A 24,266-nucleotide genomic window follows, 5' to 3' on the forward strand; every position below is an offset into this window, starting at 1 on the left:
GCGTCGATCCGCCCCCGGCCGTTTCCCCTCGGGAAGCCGGGGGCGGTAACGTTCCGGCAACGACGGAATCGGCGCAGGGACGGAGTGGGGCACCGGATGCAGCACGGGATGGGGGCTCCGTTGCCACCGCACGAAGCCGCGGGCCAGACCCACTGGGGCGTCGGGGCCCCTGGCGCCCGGGCCCAGGGCGGGCCCCCGCCCGTACCCGCGCACCACCCCTACCCGGCTCCGCCGGCCCCCCAGGGCCCGCCCCCGCCGGCCGCCGCTCCGCAGTCCGCCGCCCCGCACGGCTGGACGGGCGCCCCCGTCACCGGCCAGGTGCCGGTGCCGCCGGCGGTGACCGGTACCGGAGGCGTCACCCTCGCCGTGCTGCTGATCGGCCCGGCCGGTGCCGGCAAGACCACCGTCGCCCGCCACTGGGCGCGCCGCCGCCCGGCGCCGACCGCCCACATCAGCCTCGACGACGTGCGCGAATGGGTCTGCTCGGGCTTCGCCGACCCCCAGGCGGGCTGGAACGAGAACTCCGAGGCGCAGTACCGCCTGGCCCGCCGCACCTGCGGCTTCGCCGCCCGCAACTTCCTCGCCAACGGCATCTCCTGCATCCTCGACGACGCCGTCTTCCCCGACTGGCCCGTCGTCGGCCTCGGCGGCTGGAAGCGCCATGTCGGCCCCGGGCTGCTCCCCGTCGTCCTGCTGCCCGGCCTCGACGTGGTCCTGGAGCGCAACGCCGAGCGCAGCGGCAACCGGCGCCTGTCGGACGAGGAGGTCGCGGCGATCCACGGCCGGATGGCCGGCTGGTACGGCTCGGGCCTGCCGATCATCGACAACTCCACGTACGACGTCGAGACCACCGCCCGGGTCCTCGACGACGTCCTGGCCCGGGCGATAGCCGGCCCGCCGGCCGGCTGAGGAGCCGCGGCAGGGGACGCCCCGCCCGCCCGGTCGGCGACGCCTCGCCCGCACCGTCGGCGGCGGCCTGCTGGTCGGCGACGTTCGCCCGCACCGTCGGTGGCGCCCCGCCTGCCCGGTCGGCGACGCCTCGCCCGCACAGTCGGCGGCGGCCTGCCCGGTCGGCGGCGTTCGCCCGCACCGTCGGCGGCGCCCCGCCCGCCCGGTCGGCGGCGCTGAACAGGCCGGGGCGACCGGGCGCTCGTAGGCTCGGAACATGTCAGAGGTGTATGCGGACCGCCGGATGCGGCTGCGCGATCGGTGCGCGGCGGCGGGCAGCTCGGCGGCCCTGGTCTCCCGTCCCGCCAATGTCCGCTATCTCACGGGCGGTTCGCCCGCCGGGGCCGTGCTGCTGCTCGGGCCCGATGAGGACGTGCTGCTCTGCCCGACCGCGCCCGGCGCCGATCCGACCGACGGGCGGCTCGACGAACTGCTCCGCCAGCAGCTGCTGCCCGGCGGCGGGGATCCGGCGGTCGAGGCCGTCGGCTTCGCCCGCAAGGCCGGGGCGGACACCCTCGCCGTCGAGGAGCACCACCTGACCGTCGCCCGGCACCGGGCCATGGGCTCCGCCGCTCCCGGACTGCGCCTGGCCGACCTGTCGAGCGCGGTCGAGCAGCTCCGGATCGTCAAGGACGAGGACGAGATCGCCTGTCTGCGGATCGCCGCCGAGATCGCCGACCAGGCCCTCGGCGAGCTCCTGGAGTCGATCCTGGTCGGCCGGACCGAGCGGCACCTCGCCCTGGAGCTCGAGCGCAGGCTCGTCGACCACGGCGCCGACGGCCCCGCGTTCCCCACCTCCGTCGCCACCGGGCCGCACTCCGGGCGGGCCGGGCACCGGCCCACCGACCGGCGGGTGGAGGAGGGCGACTTCCTCTCCGTCTGCCTCGGCGCCAACTATCGCGGCTACCGCTGCGAGATCGGCCGCACCTTCGTGATCGGGACCACCCCCGCCGACTGGCAGATCGAGCTGTACGACCTCGTCTTCGCCGCTCAGCGGGCCGGCCGGGAGGCCCTCGCGCCGGGCGCCGGGTACCGTGACATCGACCGCGCGGCCCGGCAGATTCTCGCCGCCGGGGGCCACGGCGACGCCAGCGCGCCCCTCACCGGGCACGGCGTGGGCCTGGAAATCGACGAGGACCCGCAGCTCGCACCCGCGGCCATGGGTAAACTGGACGCTTGCGTGCCGGTCACCGTCGAACCGGGGGTCCACCTCCCGGGCCGGGGCGGGGTCCGGATCGATGACACGCTCGTCGTACGCCAGGAGGCGGACGGCGGACCCGAGCTACTCACCATCACGACCAAGGAGCTGCTCGCGCTGTAGGGCGCGTACGCCTCCCCGGTCCACGTCAGTCCAGGAGACTCCGCAACCGTGGCTTCCACGAACGACCTCAAGAACGGCATGGTGCTCAAGCTCGACGGGGGCCAGCTCTGGTCCGTCGTCGAGTTCCAGCACGTCAAGCCCGGCAAGGGCCCGGCCTTCGTGCGCACCAAGCTCAAGAACGTGCTGTCCGGCAAGGTCGTCGACAAGACCTTCAACGCCGGTGTGAAGGTCGACACGGCCACCATCGACCGCCGTGACATGCAGTTCTCCTACATGGACGGCGACTACTTCGTCTTCATGGACATGGAGACCTACGACCAGCTGCACGTCGACAAGAAGAACGTCGGCGACGCCGCCAACTTCCTCATCGAGGGCTTCACCGCCTCGGTCGCCCAGCACGAGGGCGAGGTGCTCTACGTCGAGCTCCCGGCCGCCGTCGAGCTGACCATCCAGCACACCGACCCGGGCGTCCAGGGCGACCGCTCCACCGGTGGCACCAAGCCCGCCACCCTGGAGACCGGTCACGAGATCCAGGTCCCGCTCTTCATCACCACCGGTGAGAAGGTCAAGGTCGACACCCGCGACAGCAGCTACCTCGGCCGGGTGAACAACTAACCGTGGCCGCTCGGAGCAAGGCCCGCAGGCGCGCCTTCCAGATCCTTTTCGAGGCCGACCAGCGCGCCACCTCGGTCCAGGAGGTCCTCGCGGACCAGGTCCGGCTCGCCCGGTCGGACGAGCGTCAGCCGCCGGTCAACGAGTTCACCATGCAGCTGGTCGAGGGGTACGCGTCGCACGTGGCGCGGATCGACGAGCTCATCGCGACCTACGCGGTGGACTGGGACCTCGACCGGATGCCCGTCGCCGACCGGAACATCGTGCGCCTCGGTGCGTACGAGCTGATCTGGGAGGACGGCACGCCGGACGCGGTGGCCATCGACGAGGCCGTGCAGCTCGCCAAGGAGTTCTCCACGGACGAGTCGCCGACCTTCGTCAACGGTCTGCTCGCGCGCTTCAAGGACCTGAAGCCGCGCCTGCGCCGGGACGCGGACGTCTAGTCCGGTCCGTCCGCACCGTCCGTACGGCAGTCGAAGGGGGCCCGCAGCACTCGGTGCTGCGGGCCCCCTTCGCCGTACCGCCAGGAGGCGGCGAGCAAAGCGCCGGGCCCCCGGGAGTCGGAGTGACTCCCGGGGGCCCGGCGGCACGTTTCTGCGCTGGCAGAGGCGATGTGACCCGGAGGGGTCAGGCCTCCTCGTGGGCGACGGCGCGGCGCGCGTCCGCGTCCAGGACGCCCCAGCTGATCAGCTGCTCGGTGAGGACCGAGGGGGACTGGTCGTAGATGACGGCGAGGGTGCGCAGGTCGTCCTGGCGGATCGACAGCACCTTGCCGTTGTAGTCGCCGCGCTGCGACTGGATGGTCGCCGCGTAGCGCTGCAGGGGGCCGGCCTTCTCGGCGGGGACGTGGGCGAGGCGCTCCAGGTCCAGGACCAGCTTCGGCGGCGGCTCGGCGGCCCCGCCCGGCGTGGTGCCCGGCAGCAGCTCCTGCACCGGGACGCCGTAGAAGTCCGCCAGCTCGGCCAGGCGCTGCACGGTCACGGCGCGGTCGCCACGCTCGTACGAGCCGACCACGACCGCCTTCCAGCGGCCCTGGGACTTCTCCTCCACACCGTGGAGGGAAAGGCCCTGCTGGGTGCGGATCGCACGGAGTTTTGCCCCGAGCTGCTTTGCGTATTCGCTGGACATAACGCTCCCGGACGCTGTGACGATTGCGGCGGCGCCGCGCGGCTGGTAACTCACTGTGAGGTTACGCAGCGTGACACTCTCCCGTCAAGCCGAATGGTCCATACCGCCCCCTCCCGGGGGACGGCGCCCGGGGTGGCGCCAGGGTGGTGAGCGGGGCAGCCGCCGGCCCCTGGTAAGGTGGATGGCGCAATTCCGACGTCCTTTAAGGTCCGTCCCGTGAGGCGGAGAAGGAGGTCCGTTTTCATATGGACGCACAGCAGCAGGCACAGCAGCAGAGCGATGCCCGGCCCGTTCTCGAGGCCCCGGACATCGCGCGGGTACTGACCCGCATCGCCCACGAGATCGTCGAGCGCGCCAAGGGCGCAGACGACGTGGTCCTCCTCGGCATCCCGACGCGTGGCGTCTTCCTCGCCCGTCGGCTGGCCGAGAAGCTCGAATCGATCACCGGCGCCAAGGTCCCGGTCGGTTCCCTCGACATCACCATGTACCGCGACGACCTGCGGATGAAGCCGGCCCGCGCCATCGGCCGCACCGAGATCCCCGGTGACGGCGTCGACGGGCGCCTCGTCGTCCTCGTCGACGACGTGCTCTTCTCCGGCCGCACCATCCGCGCCGCCCTCGACGCCCTCGGCGACATCGGCCGCCCCCGCGCGGTCCAGCTCGCCGTCCTCGTCGACCGCGGCCACCGCGAGCTCCCGATCCGCGCCGACTACGTCGGCAAGAACCTCCCCACGTCGCTGCGGGAGACGGTCAAGGTCCAGCTCGCCGAGGAGGACGGTCGCGACACCGTGCTGCTCGGCAGCAAGTCCGCCTCCTAGCCGGACCGGCCCCCGACGGGTCCGGGGCACAGCCCTGCGCACCCGCATGCCCTCACCCTCCCCACCACGGAGAGAAACCCGATGATGCGTCACCTCATCTCGGCCGCCGACCTCACCCGCGACGACGCCGTCCTCATCCTCGACACCGCCGAGGAGATGGCCCGGGTGGCCGACCGGCCGATCAAGAAGCTGCCGACCCTGCGCGGCCGCACGATCTGCAACCTCTTCTTCGAGGACTCCACCCGGACCCGGATCTCGTTCGAGGCGGCCGAGAAGCGCCTCTCCGCCGACGTGATCAACTTCGCGGCCAAGGGCTCCAGCGTCTCCAAGGGCGAGTCCCTCAAGGACACCGCGCAGACCCTGGAGGCGATGGGCGTCGACGCCGTCGTCATCCGGCACAGCGCCTCGGGTGCCCCCTACCGCCTGGCCACCTCCGGCTGGATCGACGCCCCCGTCATCAACGCCGGCGACGGCACCCACCAGCACCCCACCCAGGCCCTGCTCGACGCCTTCACCATGCGCCGCCGCCTGATCGGCCGCGACGCCGGCCTCGGCAAGGACCTGGCCGGCAAGCGCATCACGCTCGTCGGCGACGTCCTGCACAGCCGGGTCGCCCGCTCCAACGTCGACCTGCTGCACACCCTCGGCGCCGAGGTCACCCTGGTGGCCCCGCCGACCCTGGTCCCGGTCGGCGTCGACCACTGGCCCTGCGAGGTCTCCTACGACCTCGACAGCGTGCTGCCGAAGTCCGACGCGGTGATGATGCTGCGTGTGCAGCGCGAGCGGATGAACGCCGCCTTCTTCCCCACCGAGCGCGAGTACTCGCGCCGCTACGGGCTGGACGGCGACCGGATGGCGAAGATGCCCGAGCACGCCATCGTCATGCACCCGGGGCCCATGGTCCGCGGCATGGAGATCACCGCCGAGGTCGCCGACTCCGACCGCTGCACGGTCGTCGAGCAGGTCGCCAACGGCGTCTCCATCCGCATGGCCGTGCTCTACCTGCTGCTCGGCGGCTCCGAGCCCGCCACCCCCGCCACCACCCGCACCGAGGAGAACTGAACCCCATGAGCAAGATCCTGATCCGTGGTGCGAAGGTCCTCGGCGGCGAGGCGCAGGACGTCCTGATCGACGGCGAGACCATCGCGGCGGTGGGCACCGGCCTCTCGGCCGACGGAGCCGAGGTCGTCGAGGCCGAGGGCAAGATCCTCCTGCCGGGCCTCGTGGACCTCCACACCCACCTGCGCGAGCCGGGCCGCGAGGACTCCGAGACCGTCCTCACCGGCACCCGCGCCGCCGCCTCCGGCGGCTACACGGCCGTCTTCGCCATGGCCAACACCCACCCCGTCGCCGACACCGCCGGCGTCGTCGAGCAGGTCTACCGGCTCGGCAAGGAGGCCGGCTACTGCGACGTGCAGCCCATCGGCGCCGTCACCGTCGGCCTGGAGGGCAAGAAGCTCGCCGAGCTCGGCGCCATGCACGACTCCGCCGCCGGCGTCACCGTCTTCTCCGACGACGGCAAGTGCGTCGACGACGCCGTGATCATGCGCCGCGCCCTGGAGTACGTGAAGGCCTTCGGCGGCGTCGTCGCCCAGCACGCCCAGGAGCCCCGCCTCACCGAGGGCGCCCAGATGAACGAGGGCGTCGTCTCCGCCGAGCTCGGCCTGGGCGGCTGGCCGGCCGTCGCCGAGGAGTCGATCATCGCCCGCGACGTGCTGCTCGCCGAGCACGTCGGCTCCCGCGTCCACATCTGCCACCTCTCCACGGCCGGCTCCGTCGAGATCGTCCGCTGGGCCAAGTCCCGCGGCATCGACGTCACCGCCGAGGTCACCCCGCACCACCTCCTCCTCACGGACGAGCTCGTACGGTCGTACAACCCGGTCTACAAGGTGAACCCGCCGCTGCGCACCGAGCGGGACGTCATGGCCCTGCGCGAGGCCCTCGCCGACGGCACCATCGACATCGTGGCCACCGACCACGCCCCGCACCCGCACGAGGACAAGGACTGCGAGTGGGCCGCCGCCGCCATGGGCATGGTCGGCCTGGAGACCGCCCTGTCGGTGGTCCAGCAGACCATGGTGGAGACCGGGCTCCTCGACTGGGCCGGCGTCGCCGACCGGATGTCCGTCAAGCCCGCGCGGATCGGGCAGGCCAAGGAGCACGGACGCCCCGTCTCGGCAGGTGAGCCCGCGAACCTGACCCTGGTCGATCCGGCATACCGTGGTGTCGTGGACCCCGCCGACTTCGCCTCCCGCAGCCGCAACACCCCCTACGAGGGCCGCGAGCTGCCGGGGCGCGTCACCCACACGTTCCTGCGGGGCCGCGCAACGCTCGTCGACGGGAAGCTGGCGTGACACCACTCATCCACCTGGCCGAGGCGGCCGAACAGAAGTCCGCTGAGGTCACCGACTGGGCCGGACGGATCGGCTGGGTCGCCGGACTGCTGCTCTTCATCGCCTTCGTCTACTGGCTCATGCGCCAGGGATGGAAGTGGCGCGGCAGCCTCCAGTCCGACCTCCCGGAACTCCCCGAGGTGCCGCAGGCCCCGGGCGAGGCCAAGCTGACGCTCAGCGGGCGCTACCACGGCTCCACCACCGCCGGGCAGTGGCTCGACCGGATCGTCGCCCACGGCCTCGGCACCCGCAGCCGGGCCGAGCTCACCCTGACGGACGCCGGGATCAGCGTCGTACGCCCCGGGGCGAACGACTTCCTCATCCCGGTCGAGGCCCTGCGCGAGGCCCGCCTCGACAAGGGAATCGCCGGCAAGGTCCTCACCGAGGGCGGCCTCCTGGTCGTCACCTGGGCCCACGGCGACACCCTGCTCGACTCCGGGTTCCGCTCCGACCGCGCGGCCGAGCACGCCGCCTGGGTCGAGACCCTGAACAACCTGACCAACACGACGGAAGGCATCGCACGATGACAACCTCCACCAGGGGAGCTGCCAAGGTTCCCGCCGTACTCGTCCTGGAGGACGGCCGCATCTTCCGCGGCCGCGCCTACGGGGCCGTGGGGGAGACCTTCGGCGAGGCCGTGTTCTCCACCGGCATGACCGGCTACCAGGAGACCCTCACCGACCCGTCGTACCACCGCCAGGTCGTCGTGATGACCGCCCCGCACGTCGGCAACACCGGCGTCAACGACGAGGACCCCGAGTCCGCCCGCATCTGGGTGGCCGGCTACGTCGTCCGCGACCCCGCCCGCGTCTCCTCCAACTGGCGCGCCCAGCGCTCCCTCGACGAGGAGCTGCGCCGCCAGGGCGTCGTCGGCATCCAGGGCATCGACACCCGCGCCCTCACCCGCCACCTGCGCGAGAGCGGCGCCATGCGCGTCGGCATCTTCTCCGGCAGCGCGCTCCCCGACGAGGGCACCATGCTCGCCGAGGTGCGCCAGCAGCCCGAGATGAAGGGCGCCGACCTCTCCGCCGAGGTCGCCACCAAGGAGACGTACGTCGTCCCGGCGATCGGCGAGAAGAAGTTCACCGTCGCCGCCGTCGACCTCGGCATCAAGGGCATGACCCCGCACCGGATGGCCGAGCGCGGCATCGAGGTCCACGTGCTGCCCGCCACCGCCACCGCCGAGGACGTCTACGCCGTCCAGCCCGACGGTGTCTTCTTCTCCAACGGCCCGGGCGACCCGGCCACCGCCGACGGCCCCGTCGCCGTCATGCAGGCCGTCCTGGAGCGCAAGACGCCGCTCTTCGGCATCTGCTTCGGCAACCAGATCCTCGGCCGGGCCCTCGGCTTCGGCACCTACAAGCTGAAGTACGGCCACCGGGGCATCAACCAGCCCGTCCAGGACCGCACCACGGGCAAGGTCGAGGTCACCGCGCACAACCACGGCTTCGCCGTCGACGCGCCCCTCGACAAGGTCTCGGACACCCCCTACGGGCGCGCCGAGGTCTCCCACGTGTGCCTGAACGACAACGTCGTGGAGGGCCTGCAGCTGCTCGACCAGCCGGCCTTCTCCGTCCAGTACCACCCCGAGGCGGCCGCGGGCCCGCACGACGCCGCGTACCTCTTCGACCGCTTCGTATCCCTGATGGAGGCCGAGCGTGCCTAAGCGCACCGATATCCAGTCCGTCCTGGTCATCGGCTCCGGCCCGATCGTCATCGGCCAGGCCGCCGAGTTCGACTACTCCGGTACCCAGGCGTGCCGGGTCCTCAAGTCCGAGGGCCTGCGGGTCATCCTGGTGAACTCCAACCCGGCCACGATCATGACCGACCCGGAGATCGCCGACGCCACGTACGTCGAGCCGATCACCCCCGAGTTCGTCGAGAAGATCATCGCCAAGGAGCGCCCCGACGCGCTCCTGCCCACCCTCGGCGGCCAGACCGCGCTCAACACCGCGATCTCCATGCACGAGCAGGGCGTCCTCGAGAAGTACGGCGTCGAGCTCATCGGCGCCAACGTCGAGGCCATCCACAAGGGCGAGGACCGCGACCTCTTCAAGGGCGTCGTCGAGGCCGTCAACGCCAAGATCGGCCACGGCGAGTCCGCCCGCTCGGTCATCTGCCACTCCATGGACGACGTCCTCAAGGGCGTCGAGACCCTCGGCGGCTACCCCGTCGTCGTGCGTCCCTCCTTCACCATGGGCGGCGCCGGCTCCGGCTTCGCCCACGACGAGGAGGAGCTGCGCCGCATCGCCGGCCAGGGCCTCACGCTCTCCCCGACCACCGAGGTGCTCCTGGAGGAGTCCATCCTCGGCTGGAAGGAGTACGAGCTGGAGCTGATGCGCGACAAGAACGACAACGTCGTGGTCGTCTGCTCCATCGAGAACTTCGACCCGATGGGCGTGCACACCGGCGACTCGATCACCGTCGCCCCGGCGATGACGCTGACCGACCGCGAGTACCAGGTGCTGCGCGACGTCGGCATCGCGATCATCCGCGAGGTCGGCGTCGACACCGGCGGCTGCAACATCCAGTTCGCCGTCAACCCGGACGACGGCCGGATCATCGTCATCGAGATGAACCCGCGCGTCTCCCGCTCCTCCGCGCTCGCCTCCAAGGCGACCGGCTTCCCGATCGCCAAGATCGCGGCCCGGCTCGCCGTCGGCTACACGCTGGACGAGATCCCCAACGACATCACCGAGAAGACGCCGGCCTCCTTCGAGCCGACCCTCGACTACGTCGTCGTCAAGGCCCCGCGCTTCGCCTTCGAGAAGTTCCCCTCGGCCGACTCCACGCTGACCACGACCATGAAGTCGGTCGGCGAGGCCATGGCCATCGGCCGCAACTTCACCGAGGCGCTCCAGAAGGCCCTGCGCTCCCTGGAGAAGAAGGGCTCGCAGTTCGCCTTCACCGGCGAGACCGGCGACAAGGCCGAGCTGCTGCGCGAGGCGGTCCGCCCCACCGACGGCCGGATCAACACCGTCATGCAGGCCATCCGCGCGGGTGCCACCCCCGAGGAGGTCTTCGAGGCCACCAAGATCGACCCGTGGTTCGTCGACCAGCTCTTCCTCATCAAGGAGATCGCCGACGAGCTCGCCGAGGCCGAGAAGCTCGAGCCCGAGCTGCTCGCCGAGGCCAAGCGGCACGGCTTCTCCGACGCCCAGATCGCCGAGATCCGCGGCCTGCGCGAGGACGTCGTCCGCGAGGTCCGGCACGCCCTCGGCGTCCGCCCGGTCTACAAGACGGTCGACACCTGCGCCGCCGAGTTCGCCGCCAAGACCCCGTACTTCTACTCCTCGTACGACGAGGAGACCGAGGTCGCGCCGCGCGAGAAGCCCGCGGTGATCATCCTGGGCTCCGGCCCGAACCGCATCGGCCAGGGCATCGAGTTCGACTACTCCTGCGTCCACGCCTCCTTCGCGCTCAGCGACGCGGGCTACGAGACCGTGATGGTCAACTGCAACCCCGAGACCGTCTCCACGGACTACGACACCTCCGACCGCCTGTACTTCGAGCCGCTCACGCTCGAGGACGTGCTGGAGATCGTCCACGCCGAGTCGCTGGCCGGCCCGATCGCCGGTGTCGTCGTCCAGCTCGGCGGCCAGACCCCGCTGGGTCTCGCCCAGGCGCTCAAGGACAACGGCGTGCCGGTCGTCGGCACCTCCCCGGAGGCCATCCACGCCGCCGAGGACCGCGGCGCCTTCGGCCAGGTGCTCGCCGACGCGGGCCTGCCCGCGCCCAAGCACGGCACGGCGACCACCTTCGCCGGCGCCAAGGCCATCGCCGACGAGATCGGCTACCCCGTCCTCGTACGCCCCTCGTACGTGCTCGGCGGCCGCGGCATGGAGATCGTCTACGACGAGGCGCGCCTGGAGGCGTACATCGCCGAGTCCACCGAGATCTCCCCGACCCGCCCGGTCCTCGTGGACCGCTTCCTCGACGACGCGATCGAGATCGACGTCGACGCGCTCTACGACGGCGAGGAGCTCTACCTCGGCGGCGTCATGGAGCACATCGAGGAGGCCGGCATCCACTCCGGCGACTCGGCCTGCGCCCTGCCCCCGATCACCCTCGGCGGCTTCGACATCAAGCGCCTGCGCGCCTCCACCGAGGCCATCGCCAAGGGCGTCGGCGTGCGCGGACTGATCAACATCCAGTTCGCGATGGCCGGCGACATCCTCTACGTCCTGGAGGCCAACCCGCGCGCCTCCCGCACGGTCCCCTTCACCTCGAAGGCGACCGCCGTGCCGCTCGCGAAGGCCGCCGCCCGCATCTCGCTGGGCGCCACCATCGCCGAGCTGCGCGCCGAGGGCCTGCTGCCGAAGAACGGCGACGGCGGCACTCTGCCGCTGGACGCGCCGATCTCCGTCAAGGAGGCCGTGATGCCGTGGTCGCGCTTCCGCGACATCCACGGCCGCGGCGTGGACACCGTCCTCGGCCCGGAGATGCGCTCCACCGGCGAGGTCATGGGCATCGACAACGTCTTCGGCACGGCGTACGCCAAGTCGCAGGCCGGTGCCTACGGCCCGCTGCCCACGAAGGGCCGCGCGTTCATCTCCGTCGCCAACCGCGACAAGCGCTCGATGATCTTCCCGGCCCGTGAGCTCGTCGCCCACGGCTTCGAGCTGATGGCGACCTCCGGCACCGCCGAGGTCCTCAAGCGCAACGGCATCAACGCCACCGTCGTGCGCAAGCAGTCCGAGGGCGAGGGCCCGAACGGCGAGAAGACCATCGTCCAGCTCATCCACGACGGCCAGGTCGACCTGATCGTCAACACCCCGTACGGCACCGGCGGCCGCCTCGACGGCTACGAGATCCGTACGGCGGCGGTGGCCCGCTCCGTCCCGTGCCTGACCACGGTCCAGGCGCTGGCGGCGGCGGTCCAGGGCATCGACGCCCTCAACCACGGCGACGTGGGCGTCCGCTCGCTCCAGGAGCACGCGGAACACCTGATCGCGGCCCGCGACTAGCAGCCCGTACGAAGCAGGGGGACACCGGCAAGATCCGCGGTGTCCCCCTCTTCATGAGCGCACGAGGGATATCTCGGACGATGTACAAGCTCTTCTTCAACCTCTTCTTCAAGCGGATGGACCCCGAGGAGGCCCACTACCTGGCCTTCCGCTGGATCCGGCTCGCCGCTCGCGTTCCGGTCCTGCGCACCTTCGTCGCGGCCGTCCTCGCCCCCCGCTACAAGGAGCTGCGCACCGAGGCCCTGGGCCTGCGCATGCACGGCCCCTTCGGCCTGGCCGCCGGCTTCGACAAGAACGCCGTCGCCATCGACGGCATGGCCATGCTCGGCTTCGACCACGTCGAGATCGGCACGGTGACGGGGGAGGCCCAGCCCGGCAACCCCAAGAAGCGCCTCTTCCGGCTCGTCCCGGACCGCGCCCTGATCAACCGCATGGGCTTCAACAACGAGGGCTCCGCCGCCGTCGCCGCCCGCCTGGGCGCCCGCAACCCGGTCTTCAGGACCGTCGTGGGCGTCAACATCGGCAAGACCAAGGTCGTGCCCGAGGCCGAGGCCGCCGCCGACTACGTGAAGTCCACCGAGCGGCTCGCCCGCCACGCCGACTACCTGGTCGTCAACGTCTCCTCGCCCAACACCCCGGGCCTGCGCAACCTCCAGGCCACCGAGTCGCTGCGGCCGCTCCTGACGGCCGTCCGCGAGGCCGCCGACCGCTCCGTCACGGACCGCCGCGTGCCGCTGCTGGTCAAGATCGCCCCCGACCTCGCCGACGAGGACGTGGACGCCGTCGCCGACCTGGCCCTGGAGCTCGGCCTGGACGGCATCATCGCCACCAACACCACGATCGCCCGCGAGGGCCTGGGCCTGAAGTCCGACCCCGCGCTGATCAAGGAGACCGGCGGCCTGTCCGGCGCCCCCGTCAAGCAGCGCTCCCTGGAGGTCCTGCGCCGCCTCTACGCGCGCGTGGGCGACCGCATCGTCCTGATCGGCGTCGGCGGCATCGAGAACGCCGAGGACGCCTGGCAGCGGATCCTCGCCGGCGCCACCCTGATCCAGGGCTACAGCGCCTTCGTCTACGAGGGGCCGTTCTACGCCCGGGCCATCCACAAGGGCCTCGCCGCGCGCCTGGCCGTCTCCCCGTACGCCACCCTCGCCGAGGCCGTCGGCGCCGACACCCGAAAGGCTGCGAAGTGACCGAAGCGACCCTGGAGAACCCGGCCCCCTTCGGCGCCCGCCTGCGCTCCGCCATGGACCGGCGCGGCCCCCTGTGCGTCGGCATCGACCCGCACGCGGCCCTGCTGGGCTCCTGGGGCCTGGCCGACGACATCGCGGGCCTCGAGCGCTTCACGTACACGGTCGTGGAGGCCCTGGCCGACACCGTCGCCGTCTTCAAGCCCCAGGCGGCCTTCTTCGAGCGCTTCGGCTCGCGCGGTGTCGCCGTCCTGGAGCGCGCCGTCGCCGATCTGCGGGCGGCGGGCGGCCTGGTGGTCATGGACGCCAAGCGCGGCGACATCGGCTCCACGATGGCGGCCTACGCCGAGGCCTTCCTGCGCAAGGACTCCCCGCTGTTCTCGGACGCCCTCACGGTCTCCCCGTACCTCGGCTACGGCTCCCTGAAGCCGGCCGTCGACCTGGCCCGCGAATCCGGCGCCGGGCTCTTCGTGCTCGCCCTCACCTCGAACCCGGAGGGCGCCGAGGTCCAGCGCGCGGTCCGCGAGGACGGCCGGACGGTCGGCGCGACGATGCTGGCGCACCTGGCGGCGGAGAACGCGGGGGAGGCCCCCATGGGCTCCTTCGGCGCGGTCGTCGGCGCCACGCTGGGCGACCTGTCGGCCTTCGACCTCGACATCAACGGCCCGCTGCTCGCCCCCGGCATCGGCGCCCAGGGCGCGACCGCGGCCGACCTTCCCGCGGTCTTCGGCGCGGCGGTGCGCAACGTGGTCCCGAACGTCAGCCGGGGCGTCCTGAAGGAGGGCCCGGACGCGGCCGCGCTGCGTTCCGCGGCGGAGCGTTACGCGACCGAGATCCGCGAGGCGGTCGAGGGCCGCTAGCCGTCGAGGGGTCGTTTTCGGACGGTTCTCGCCAAGCCGCAGGTCGGGTGGCGTGTCCTCGCCGTCTCACTCCTTGACAAAAGTTGGCCCAAAACCGAGTCGTTATGCCGGAAATGTCCTGGTCGGTCGATGCTGACCAGGACTTTTCGTCTGTTCTCGCTGACTGGAGCGGCCTTGGCCGCTAGTCTCCGGGGCAGAGTCGGCGTTCGGCGTACTCCACGTCGGTCGTTGCTCCACTGGTGTGTGGCGTGCAGCTTCCCACCGGTCCGTATCCGACAGTTCGACATCCGAGGTGACGTAGGCGTGGCTCTTCCGCCCCTTACCCCTGAACAGCGCGCAGCCGCGCTCGAGAAGGCCGCCGCGGCTCGCCGGGAGCGGGCCGAGGTCAAGAATCGACTCAAGCACTCCGGCGCCTCCCTCCACGAGGTCATCAAGTCGGGCCAGGAGAACGACGTCATCGGCAAGATGAAGGTCTCCGCCCTGCTCGAGTCCCTGCCGGGCGTGGGCAAGGTCCGCGCCAAGCAGATCATGGAGCGACTCGGCATCTCCGAGAGCCGCCGTGTCCGTGGCCTCGGTTCCAACCAGATCGCCTCCCTGGAGCGCGAGTTCGGCAGCACCGGCGCCTGACCCGGCACCGTGCCCGGGACGCGCGTCCCGGGCACACCGGTAAAGCTGGAATAATCGCTGCATGGCAGCAGAGGTACGTCCGCGGCTGACCGTGCTCTCCGGCCCCTCCGGGGTGGGCAAGAGCACGGTCGTCGCTCATATGCGCAAGGTCCACCCCGAGGTCTGGCTCTCGGTGTCGGCCACGACACGAAAGCCCCGCCCCGGCGAGAAGCACGGCGTCCAGTACTTCTTCGTGACGGACGACGAGTTCGACAAGCTGATCGCCAACGGCGAGCTCCTCGAGTGGGCCGAGTTCGCGGGCAACCGCTACGGCACCCCGCGCGGTGCGGTCCTCGAGCGCCTGGAGGCCGGCGAGCCGGTCCTCCTGGAGATCGACCTCCAGGGCGCCCGCCAGGTGAAGGAGTCCATGGACGACTCCCAGCTGGTCTTCCTGGCCCCGCCGAGCTGGGAGGAGCTGGTCCGCCGGCTCACCGGCCGCGGGACCGAGTCGCCCGAGGTGATCGAGCGCCGGCTGGCCGCCGCGAAGGTCGAGCTGGCCGCCGAGTCGGAGTTCGACACCACGCTCGTCAACACCTCCGTCGAGGACGTCGCGCGCGAGCTGCTAACGTTGATGAACGTTGTCTGATCTTTTTTCCATCTTCGGAAGGTAGAGCGTGTCCTCTTCCATCACCGCGCCCGAGGGCATCATCAACCCGCCGATCGACGAGCTGCTCGAGGCTACTGACTCCAAGTACAGCCTCGTGATCTACGCGGCCAAGCGTGCGCGTCAGATCAACGCGTACTACTCGCAGCTGGGCGAGGGCCTGCTCGAGTACGTCGGTCCGCTCGTCGACACCCACGTCCACGAGAAGCCGCTCTCGATCGCGCTGCGCGAGATCAACGCGGGCCTGCTGACCTCCGAGGCCATCGCGGACCCGGCGCAGTAGAGCACCAGATCTTGTAACGCTTGTCACCACAGGCCCGGCGGAACATCCGCCGGGCCTGTGGTGTCTCATGGAGTCGTACGCATCGAGTGCGGGGAGCAGGGGAAGTCGTGGCCAAGCCGAAGGTCGTCCTGGGTGTCAGCGGCGGGATCGCCGCGTACAAGGCGTGCGAGCTGCTGCGGCGGCTGACCGAGTCCGGCCACGACGTCCGCGTCGTGCCCACCGACTCCGCCCTGCACTTCGTCGGCGCGGCCACCTGGTCCGCGCTGTCCGGGAACCCGGTCTCCACCGAGGTGTGGGAGTCCGTCCACGAGGTTCCCCACGTGCGGATCGGCCAGGGCGCCGACCTGGTCGTGGTCGCCCCCGCCACCGCCGACATGCTGGCCAAGGCCGCCCACGGCCTCGCCGACGACCTGCTCACCAACACCCTGCTCACCGCCCGCTGCCCGGTCGTCTTCGCGCCCGCCATGCACACCGAGATGTGGGAGCACCCGGCCACCCAGGAGAACGTGGCCACGCTGCGCCGCCGCGGCGCCGTCGTCATCGAGCCGGCCGTCGGCCGCCTCACCGGCGTGGACACCGGCAAGGGCCGGCTTCCCGACCCCGGCGAGATCTTCGAGATCTGCCGCAGCGTGCTGGCCCGCGGGGTCACCGCCCCCGACCTGGCCGGCCGCCATGTCGTGGTGAGCGCGGGCGGCACCCGCGAGCCCCTGGACCCGGTCCGCTACCTGGGCAACCGCTCCTCCGGCAAGCAGGGCTACGCCCTCGCCAAGGCCGCCGCCGCCCGTGGCGCGCGGGTCACCCTGGTGGAGGCCAACACCGGCCTGCCCGACCCCGCGGGCGTCGACGTCGTGCACGTCGGCACCGCGGTCCAGCTGCGCGAGGCGGTGCTCAAGGCGGTCGCCGACGCCGACGCGGTCGTGATGGCGGCCGCGGTCGCCGACTTCCGGCCCGCCGCCTACGCCACAGGGAAGATCAAGAAGACGGACGACGGCGGCGCCCCGACCATCGAGCTGGTGCGCAACCCCGACGTCCTCGCCGAGATCTCCGCCGACCGGGCGCTGCCCGGCCAGGTCGTGGTCGGCTTCGCCGCGGAGACCGACGACGTCCTCGCCAACGGACGCACCAAGCTCCGCCGCAAGGGCTGCGACCTGCTCGTCGTCAACGAGGTGGGGGAGCGCAAGACCTTCGGCTCCGAGGAGAACGAGGCCGTGGTCCTCGCCGCCGACGGCGCCGAGACCCCCGTCCCGTACGGGCCCAAGGAGGCGCTCGCGGAGACCGTGTGGGACCTGGTGCTGCCGCGACTGCGCGTGCTGCCCGCGGTCTGATCACCCGGACCGGCGTACGGCCTCCCGTGTCCGCGCCATCTTCGGCGGCCGGCCGACACGGTCGGGTGTGATGTGGGTGTCACAAGCGGTGTCGATCATTCCCCGTCAAGAGGAATGACCGTCCGGATTTCGTTGCGACAGCCCCAGCAAACCGACCGAAACCGGACAATTGATCTCCAGCGAAGGGTGATTTCCACTCCCGTCGAGGAATCACGTGCCGGGAGTCCTGGCCAGATACCCGATCGTGACCGATAGACTGTTCTCGGAACGTCGCGGGGCGCAGCCCCCTGCCGGTCCGCATTCGATTAGCCAGCAGCCGCTGCAACCCCAGGGAGCGTTGTGTCCCGTCGTCTGTTCACCTCGGAATCCGTCACCGAGGGTCACCCCGACAAGATCGCTGACCAGATCAGCGACACCATTCTCGACGCGCTGCTCAAGGAGGACCCCACCTCCCGCGTCGCCGTCGAGACCCTGATCACCACCGGCCTCGTGCACGTCGCCGGCGAGGTCACCACCAAGGCCTGGGCAGACATCCCCACCCTCGTCCGCAACAAGATCCTCGAGATCGGGTACGACTCCTCGAAGAAGGGCTTCGACGGCGCCTCCTGCGGCGTGTCGGTGTCCATCGGGTCGCAGTCCCCGGACATCGCGCAGGGCGTCGACACCGCCTACGAGTCGCGCGTCGAGGGCGACGAGGACGAGCTCGACAAGCAGGGCGCCGGCGATCAGGGCCTCATGTTCGGCTACGCGTCGGACGAGACCCCGGAGCTCATGCCGCTCCCGATCCACCTCGCGCACCGGCTCTCCCGCCGCCTGACCGAGGTCCGCAAGAACGGGACCATCCCGTACCTGCGCCCCGACGGCAAGACCCAGGTCACCATCGAGTACGACGGCGACAAGGCCGTCCGCCTCGACACGGTGGTCGTCTCCTCGCAGCACGCCTCCGACATCGACCTCGAGTCGCTGCTCGCGCCCGACATCCGCGAGTTCGTCGTCGAGCACGTCCTGAAGCAGCTCGTCGAGGACGGCATCAAGCTCGACACCGACGGCTACCGCCTCCTGGTCAACCCGACCGGCCGCTTCGAGATCGGCGGCCCGATGGGCGACGCCGGCCTCACCGGTCGCAAGATCATCATCGACACCTACGGCGGCATGGCCCGCCACGGCGGCGGCGCCTTCTCCGGCAAGGACCCGTCCAAGGTCGACCGCTCGGCCGCCTACGCCATGCGCTGGGTCGCCAAGAACGTCGTCGCCGCGGGCCTCGCCTCCCGCTGCGAGGTCCAGGTCGCGTACGCGATCGGCAAGGCGGAGCCCGTCGGCCTCTTCGTCGAGACCTTCGGCACCAACACCATCGAGACCGAGAAGATCGAGCACGCCATCGCCGAGGTCTTCGACCTCCGCCCGGCCGCGATCATCCGCGACCTCGATCTGCTCCGCCCGATCTACTCCCAGACCGCCGCCTACGGCCACTTCGGCCGCGAGCTGCCGGACTTCACCTGGGAGCGCACGGACCGCGTGGACGCCCTGAAGAAGGCCGCGGGCATCTGATCCCACGCGCCCCGCACACCGCACGGAGGCCCGGCACCCCTGGGGGGTGCCGGGCCTTCGGCCTTTCCGCCGGGCTGTCCGTGGCGTCTGGTAGGTATGAGGCTGTGAGCAGCGAGAACGAGAAGTCCCAGGGGCACGAGGAGCCTGAGCAGCTCGCGCTCATCCGGGAGACCGTGCGCCGGGCGAAGGTGCCGCGGGCCAAGCCGCGGACCTGGCGGGGGGCCGCGCTGGCCAAGGAGCTGCCGGTGGCGCGGGTCGTGGTGAACAAGGGGGTGCTCCACCTCGACCAGTTCTTCGACTACGCCGTGCCCGAGGAGCTCGACGAGGCGGCGCGGCCCGGAGTGCGGGTGCGGGTGCGGTTCGGGGCCGGGGCGCACCAGGTCAGGGGCGGGCGCCGCGAGGGCGGGCGGCTCATCGACGGGTTCCTCGTCGAGCGGCGCGCGCAGTCGGACTACTCCGGGCCGCTCGCCGCGCTCGCCGACGTCGTCTCGCCCGAGCCGGTGCTCGGGCCCGAGCAGCTGGCCCTGGCGCGGGCGGTGGCCGACCGGTACGCCGGAAGCCTCGCCGACGTGCTCCAGCTCGCCGTGCCGCCGCGCAGCGCCCGCGCGGAGAGCCGCCCCTCGCCCGCGCCGCTGCCGCCGCCGCCCGCGCCCGAGACGGGCAGCTGGGCGCGGTACGAGCGGGGGGCCGCCTTCCTGGACTCGCTGGCGCGCGGCGGGGCGCCCAGGGCCGTCTGGAACGCCCTGCCGGGGCCGTACTGGGCCGAGGAGATCGCCCGCGCCGTCGGCGCCACCCTCGCCTCCGGGCGCGGCGCCCTCGTCGTCGTCCCCGACGGGCGGGCCGCCGACCGCGTGGACCAGGCCCTCACGGCCCTCCTCGGCGAGGGGCGGCACGCGCTGCTCACCGCCGAGGCCGGTCCCGAGAAGCGGTACGCGCAGTGGCTCGCCGTCCGGCGCGGCGCCGTGCGCGCCGTCGTCGGCACCCGGGCCGCCATGTTCGCCCCCGTACGGGACCTCGGGCTCGCCGTCATCTGGGACGACGGCGACACCAGCCACAGCGAGCCGCACGCCCCCCAGCCGCACGCCCGCGACGTGCTGCTGCTGCGCGCCGCCCACGATCACTGCGCCTTCCTGCTCGGCTCCACCAGCTGCACCGTCGAGGCCGCCCAGCTCGTCGAGTCCGGCTGGGCCCGGCCGCTCGCCGCGGGCCGCGACCAGGTGCGGGCCGCCGCCCCCCTCGTCCGCACCGTGGGCGACACCGACCTCGCCCGCGACGAGGCCGCCCGCGCCGCCCGGCTGCCCACCCTCGCCTGGCAGGTCGTCCGGGAGGGGCTGAAGACGGGACCGGTGCTCGTCCAGGTGCCCCGCCGCGGATACGTGCCCCGGCTCGCCTGCGAGCGCTGCCGCACGCCCGCCCGCTGCCGGCACTGCTCGGGCCCCCTGGAAGCCCCCGAGCAGCAGGCGCTGCGCTGCGGCTGGTGCGGGCGCGGTGCCGACGACTGGCACTGCGTGGAGTGCGGCTCGACCCGGTTGCGCGCCCAGGTCGTCGGCGCCCGGCGCACGGCCGAGGAGCTGGGGCGCGCCTTTCCGGCCGTGCCGGTGCGGACCTCGGGGCGCGACCACATCCTCGACCGGGTGCCGGGCCGCCCGGCCCTGGTCGTCAGCACCCCCGGCGCCGAGCCCGTCGCCGAGGGCGGCTACGCGGCCGCGCTGCTCCTCGACGGCTGGGCCATGCTCGGCCGCCCCGACCTGCGCGCGGGCGAGGAGGCGCTGCGCCGCTGGATCGACGCGGCCTCCCTGGTCCGCGGCCAGGAGGACGGCGGCACCGTGGTCGTCGTCGCCGAACCGACGCTGCGGCCGGTCCAGGCCCTGGTGCGCTGGGACCCCGTCGGCCATGCCCAGCGCGAGCTCGCCGAGCGGGCCGAGCTCGGCTTCCCGCCGGTCTCGCGGATGGCGGCCGTGGCCGGCCCGCCGGAGGCTCTCGCCGCCTTCCTGACCGCCGCCGAGCTCCCCCCGGACGCCGAGGTGCTCGGGCCCGTCCCGCTCCCGGTGACCCGCCCCGGAGGGCCTCGCCGCCCCGGCGACACCCCGCCGGGCGAGCAGTGGGACCGCGCCCTGATCCGCGTCCCGCCGGGCAGCGGCGCGGCGCTGGCCACGTCCCTGAAGAAGGCCCGGGCCGCCCGGCTCGCACGCGGCGGCGGCGAGCCGGTGCGGGTGCGGGTGGATCCGCCGGACATCGGGTGACCCCCCCCGCCCGCCGCTCGGGCGCGCGGAAAGGCCGTCGGACGCGTGACGCGTCCGACGGCCTGCGGCAGACGCGTGGTCAGCCGTTGCGCGGGGCCGGGAAGGCCGGCGGGCGCTGTTCCTCGCGGAGGGTCTGGCTGCCCGAGGTCGGCTGCGGCGGCATGCTGCGGGCCGGGGGGACCACCGGCAGCGTGCGGGTCGCGGTCTGCTCGGGCGCGCGCTCGGGCTCCAGGCCCGCGCCCGGCTGCGGGGCGCGGCGGGAGCCGTAGCGGCGGTGCACCGCCTGCTTGGTGACTCCGAGCGCGGAGCCCACCGCGTCCCACGAGAAGCCGAGGGAACGGTCGAAGTCCACCGCCGCGGTCACCAGGGTCTCGACACTGTCCCGCAGCTCCTGGGCGAGGCGGACGGTCGGGGCGGGGGCCCGCCCGTAGACGACGAAGCCCGTGGACGGGGCGGAGCGGCGAGGGCGGTAGACATTGCCCAGCTGGGCCGTCAGCGTGCGCAGTGCGTCCACCTGCCGCCGGACCCGCTCGATGTCCCGCACCAGCAGGTGCAGACTCGCCCGGGCCTGGGCGTCGTGGGTTGCGTGGTCGGCCATGGAAAAGCCTCTCGAACCGGCGTGAAAAGGGGCGGGCCGCTGGGGGAGGGGCGACCCGATTCGGTCAATCTCTCTTGACCAACGCGCTACCGGGGGTTGGGTCACGGTGCGGGGGCGTACACGCATATGCGCAGGGCGCTCGTCCACGAGTACGCCCCCTCGGGGCCGGACCGCCCACCGCGGGGACGCCGACCCCGGCGACCCCGCCTAGACTGGTGCGCTGCCCTCCTGCGAGCCCTTCGACCGGCTCGAACAGGGGGGTGCCCCCGCCGCCCCGAGATGCGAGGTTTTCCCGCGTGAAGCTCGTCTTCGCTGGCACCCCCGAGGTCGCCGTACCCGCCCTGGACGCCCTGCTCGCCTCCGGGCGGCACGAGGTGGCCGCCGTCGTCACCCGCCCCGACGCGCCCGCGGGCCGTGGGCGGCGGCTCGTCGCCAGCCCCGTCGCCGAGCGGGCGGAGGAGGCCGGCATCGAGGTGCTCAAGCCGGAGCGACCGCGCGACGAGGCGTTCCTCGCCCGGCTGCGGGAGATCGCGCCGGACTGCTGCCCGGTCGTCGCGTACGGCGCGCTGCTGCCCCGCGTGGCCCTCGACATCCCGGTCCACGGCTGGGTCAACCTGCACTTCTCGCTGCTGCCCGCGTGGCGCGGCGCGGCGCCGGTGCAGCACGCGGTGATGTCCGGCGACCAGGTGACCGGCGCCTCGACCTTCCAGATCGAGGAGGGCCTCGACTCCGGCCCCGTCTACGGCGTGGTCACCGAGGACGTGCGCCCCACCGACACCAGCGGCGATCTGCTCACCCGGCTCGCCTTCGCCGGTGCCGGGCTGCTCGCGGCGACCATGGACGGCATCGAGGACGGCACCCTCAAGGCGGTGCCGCAGCCCGCCGAGGGCATCACCCTCGCTCCGAAGATCCAGGTCGAGGACGCGCACGTCGACTTCGCGGCGCCCGCGCTCCGTGTCGACCGGGTCGTCCGCGGCTGCACCCCCGCCCCCGGCGCCTGGACCCTCTTCCGCGGCGAGCGCCTCAAGCTGATCCAGGTCGCGCTGGTCCCGGACCGCACCGACCTGGCCCCGGGCGAGCTCGCCGCCGCCAAGAACAACGTGTACGCCGGCACCGGCTCGCACGCGGTCGAGCTGCTGTGGGTGCAGCCGCAGGGCAAGAAGCCGATGAAGGCCGCCGACTGGGCGCGCGGCGTCCGCATCGCGCCCGGGGAGCGGGTGGGCGCGTAGCTCGCGCCCGGCGGACGTAGGCTGGGAGGGCCGGGACGGCCCTCCCGTGGTCCTCGGCCGCACCCCGTCTCACCTTCTCCACCAGTTCGTTTCTCACGCGGAGCACCTTTGAGCGACCAGGCACGTCCCCGTACCCCCAAGCCCTACCGGCGCCCCAAGAAGGACCCCGTCCGGATCCTGGCCTTCGAGGCGCTGCGGGCGGTGGACGAGCGGGACGCGTACGCGAACCTCGTGCTGCCGCCGCTGCTGAAGAAGGCCCGCGAGAAGAACGAGGGCTTCGACGGGCGGGACGCCGCGCTCGCCACCGAGCTCGTCTACGGGACGCTGCGCCGCCAGGGCTCGTACGACGCGATCATCGCCGCCTGCATCGACCGGCCGCTGCGCGAGGTCGACCCGCCCGTGCTCGACGTGCTCTCGCTCGGGGCGCACCAGCTGCTCGGGACCCGGATCCCGAGCCACGCCGCCGTCTCCGCCAGCGTCGAGCTGGCCCGGGTGGTGCTCGGCGACGGCCGGGCCAAGTTCGTCAACGCGGTGCTCCGCAAGATCGCGCAGGACGACTTCGACACCTGGGTGCAGCGGGTCGCGCCGCCGTACGAGGAGGACGCCGAGGACCACCTCGCCGTCGTCCACTCGCACCCCCGCTGGGTGGTCTCCGCCCTGTGGGACGCCCTCGGCGGCGGGCGCGCCGGCATCGAGGAGCTCCTGGCGGCCGACAACGAGCGGCCCGAGGTCACCCTCGTCGCCCGGCCCGGCCGGTCCACCACCGAGGAGCTGGCCGCCGCGGCGGAGACCGAGCCCGGGCGCTGGTCGCCGTACGCGGTCCGGCTCGCCGAGGGCGGCGAGCCCGGTGCCCTCCAGGCCGTGGCGGAGGGTCGCGCGGGCGTGCAGGACGAGGGCAGCCAGCTCGTCGCCATCGCCCTCGCCAACGCGCCCCTCGAAGGCCCCGACGCCCGCTGGCTCGACGGCTGTGCCGGCCCCGGCGGCAAGGCGGCCCTGCTCGGCGCCCTGGCCGCCGAGCGCGGTGCCGCCCTGCTCGCCTCCGAGAAGCAGCCGCACCGGGCCCGGCTGGTGGAGCGGGCGCTGGCCGGCAACCCCGGCCCGTACCAGGTCATCGCCGCCGACGGCACCCGCCCGCCGTGGGGCGAGGGCGTCTTCGACCGGGTCCTGATGGACGTGCCGTGCTCCGGGCTCGGAGCGCTGCGCCGTCGTCCCGAGGCGCGCTGGCGGCGCCGCCCCTCCGATCTGGACGGCTTCGCCCCGCTCCAGCGCGGACTGCTGACCGAGGCGCTGCGGGCCGTGCGCGTCGGCGGTGTCGTGGGGTACGCGACCTGCTCGCCGCACCTGGCCGAGACCCGGGTCGTCGTCGACGACGTGCTGAAGAAGGTGGGCGGCGCCGAGCTCGTCGACGCCCGGCCGCTGCTGCCCGGCGTTCCGGAGCTCGGCGACGGTCCCGACGTACAGCTGTGGCCGCATCTGCACGGTACGGACGCCATGTATCTGGCGCTGATCCGCCGCACCGCCTGACGGCCGGACGGC

22 protein-coding genes are annotated in these 24,266 nt (G+C 72.6%); 20 read left to right on the forward strand and 2 right to left on the reverse strand.

The features are described from left to right. Nucleotides 1-96 precede the first annotated feature (96 nt). From ACH414_RS25745 to nusB, 4 genes are all read left to right on the forward strand, one after another. Nucleotides 97-909, forward strand: a complete 813-nt coding sequence (locus ACH414_RS25745) for an AAA family ATPase (protein ID WP_382548412.1) — start codon at nt 97-99, stop codon at nt 907-909. 256 nt (nt 910-1,165) lie between these two features. After that, nucleotides 1,166-2,269: an aminopeptidase P family protein gene (locus ACH414_RS25750; protein ID WP_398943490.1), complete on the forward strand. Its 1,104-nt coding sequence runs from the start codon at nt 1,166-1,168 to the stop codon at nt 2,267-2,269. 48 nt (nt 2,270-2,317) lie between these two features. Continuing rightward, entirely contained in the window at nt 2,318-2,884 is a 567-nt protein-coding gene (gene efp, locus ACH414_RS25755) for an elongation factor P (protein WP_382548408.1), read from the forward strand. A 2-nt stretch (nt 2,885-2,886) separates the two neighbouring features. Next, the gene (nusB, locus tag ACH414_RS25760; protein WP_382548406.1) at nt 2,887-3,324 is read left to right on the forward strand and encodes a transcription antitermination factor NusB; all 438 of its coding nucleotides are present in this window, start codon (nt 2,887-2,889) and stop codon (nt 3,322-3,324) included. A 184-nt stretch (nt 3,325-3,508) separates the two neighbouring features. Here the strand turns inward: nusB and bldD are convergent, their stop codons facing one another. Beyond that, complete coding sequence (gene bldD / locus ACH414_RS25765; protein ID WP_064068023.1) at nt 3,509-4,009, reverse strand: transcriptional regulator BldD; 501 nt, start codon at nt 4,007-4,009, stop codon at nt 3,509-3,511. A 245-nt stretch (nt 4,010-4,254) separates the two neighbouring features. Here bldD and pyrR point away from each other — a divergent pair, with 245 nt between their 5' ends. From pyrR to ACH414_RS25835, 14 genes are all read left to right on the forward strand, one after another. Next, nucleotides 4,255-4,827: a bifunctional pyr operon transcriptional regulator/uracil phosphoribosyltransferase PyrR gene (pyrR, locus tag ACH414_RS25770; protein ID WP_382548205.1), complete on the forward strand. Its 573-nt coding sequence runs from the start codon at nt 4,255-4,257 to the stop codon at nt 4,825-4,827. Between the two features lie 81 nt (nt 4,828-4,908). Beyond that, nucleotides 4,909-5,889 carry an aspartate carbamoyltransferase catalytic subunit gene (locus ACH414_RS25775; RefSeq protein ID WP_382548204.1) on the forward strand — a complete coding sequence of 327 codons (981 nt, stop codon included), beginning with the start codon at nt 4,909-4,911 and terminating at the stop codon, nt 5,887-5,889. 5 nt (nt 5,890-5,894) lie between these two features. Further along, the gene (locus ACH414_RS25780) at nt 5,895-7,181 is read left to right on the forward strand and encodes a dihydroorotase (RefSeq protein WP_382548202.1); all 1,287 of its coding nucleotides are present in this window, start codon (nt 5,895-5,897) and stop codon (nt 7,179-7,181) included. After that, nucleotides 7,178-7,747, forward strand: a complete 570-nt coding sequence (locus ACH414_RS25785; protein ID WP_382548200.1) for a hypothetical protein — start codon at nt 7,178-7,180, stop codon at nt 7,745-7,747. Before ACH414_RS25780 ends, ACH414_RS25785 begins: the two co-directional genes overlap by 4 nt. Continuing rightward, nucleotides 7,744-8,886 carry a glutamine-hydrolyzing carbamoyl-phosphate synthase small subunit gene (gene carA, locus ACH414_RS25790; protein ID WP_398943493.1) on the forward strand — a complete coding sequence of 381 codons (1,143 nt, stop codon included), beginning with the start codon at nt 7,744-7,746 and terminating at the stop codon, nt 8,884-8,886. The genes ACH414_RS25785 and carA overlap by 4 nt, the downstream gene beginning before the upstream one ends. Then, on the forward strand, nt 8,879-12,187 hold the full coding sequence (carB, locus tag ACH414_RS25795; RefSeq protein WP_382548196.1) for a carbamoyl-phosphate synthase large subunit: 3,309 nt from the start codon (nt 8,879-8,881) through the stop codon (nt 12,185-12,187). The genes carA and carB overlap by 8 nt, the downstream gene beginning before the upstream one ends. 80 nt (nt 12,188-12,267) lie before the next feature. After that, a complete protein-coding gene (locus ACH414_RS25800) occupies nt 12,268-13,377 on the forward strand; it encodes a quinone-dependent dihydroorotate dehydrogenase (RefSeq protein ID WP_382548194.1) in 1,110 nt (369 codons plus the stop codon). Then, nucleotides 13,374-14,234, forward strand: coding sequence for an orotidine-5'-phosphate decarboxylase (gene pyrF / locus ACH414_RS25805; RefSeq protein ID WP_386568590.1), 861 nt, complete (start codon nt 13,374-13,376; stop codon nt 14,232-14,234). Before ACH414_RS25800 ends, pyrF begins: the two co-directional genes overlap by 4 nt. A gap of 303 nt (nt 14,235-14,537) precedes the next feature. Further along, on the forward strand, nt 14,538-14,861 hold the full coding sequence (locus ACH414_RS25810; protein ID WP_030693098.1) for an integration host factor: 324 nt from the start codon (nt 14,538-14,540) through the stop codon (nt 14,859-14,861). A gap of 61 nt (nt 14,862-14,922) precedes the next feature. Next, nucleotides 14,923-15,486 (forward strand): guanylate kinase, encoded by a 564-nt coding sequence (gene gmk / locus ACH414_RS25815; protein ID WP_382548189.1) that lies wholly within the window; start codon nt 14,923-14,925, stop codon nt 15,484-15,486. 28 nt (nt 15,487-15,514) lie between these two features. Continuing rightward, nucleotides 15,515-15,787 (forward strand): DNA-directed RNA polymerase subunit omega, encoded by a 273-nt coding sequence (gene rpoZ / locus ACH414_RS25820; RefSeq protein ID WP_132914500.1) that lies wholly within the window; start codon nt 15,515-15,517, stop codon nt 15,785-15,787. A 107-nt stretch (nt 15,788-15,894) separates the two neighbouring features. Next, entirely contained in the window at nt 15,895-17,112 is a 1,218-nt protein-coding gene (gene coaBC / locus ACH414_RS25825; RefSeq protein WP_398943497.1) for a bifunctional phosphopantothenoylcysteine decarboxylase/phosphopantothenate--cysteine ligase CoaBC, read from the forward strand. A gap of 339 nt (nt 17,113-17,451) precedes the next feature. Then, nucleotides 17,452-18,660 carry a methionine adenosyltransferase gene (gene metK, locus ACH414_RS25830; protein ID WP_382548186.1) on the forward strand — a complete coding sequence of 403 codons (1,209 nt, stop codon included), beginning with the start codon at nt 17,452-17,454 and terminating at the stop codon, nt 18,658-18,660. 104 nt (nt 18,661-18,764) lie between these two features. Continuing rightward, nucleotides 18,765-20,903: a primosomal protein N' gene (locus ACH414_RS25835; RefSeq protein ID WP_391769966.1), complete on the forward strand. Its 2,139-nt coding sequence runs from the start codon at nt 18,765-18,767 to the stop codon at nt 20,901-20,903. A 79-nt stretch (nt 20,904-20,982) separates the two neighbouring features. Here ACH414_RS25835 and ACH414_RS25840 read toward each other — a convergent pair whose 3' ends face one another. Next, nucleotides 20,983-21,501 carry a hypothetical protein gene (locus tag ACH414_RS25840; RefSeq protein ID WP_382548182.1) on the reverse strand — a complete coding sequence of 173 codons (519 nt, stop codon included), beginning with the start codon at nt 21,499-21,501 and terminating at the stop codon, nt 20,983-20,985. A gap of 296 nt (nt 21,502-21,797) precedes the next feature. On the opposite strand from ACH414_RS25840, the gene fmt reads away from it, so the two are divergent. After that, nucleotides 21,798-22,730: a methionyl-tRNA formyltransferase gene (fmt, locus tag ACH414_RS25845; RefSeq protein WP_382548180.1), complete on the forward strand. Its 933-nt coding sequence runs from the start codon at nt 21,798-21,800 to the stop codon at nt 22,728-22,730. A gap of 108 nt (nt 22,731-22,838) precedes the next feature. Next, nucleotides 22,839-24,254 (forward strand): RsmB/NOP family class I SAM-dependent RNA methyltransferase, encoded by a 1,416-nt coding sequence (locus ACH414_RS25850; RefSeq protein WP_398943500.1) that lies wholly within the window; start codon nt 22,839-22,841, stop codon nt 24,252-24,254. Nucleotides 24,255-24,266 lie beyond the last annotated feature (12 nt).

Source organism: Streptomyces sp. NPDC020422 (genome assembly GCF_044386705.1).
Taxonomy (GTDB): Bacteria; Actinomycetota; Actinomycetes; order Streptomycetales; family Streptomycetaceae; genus Streptomyces.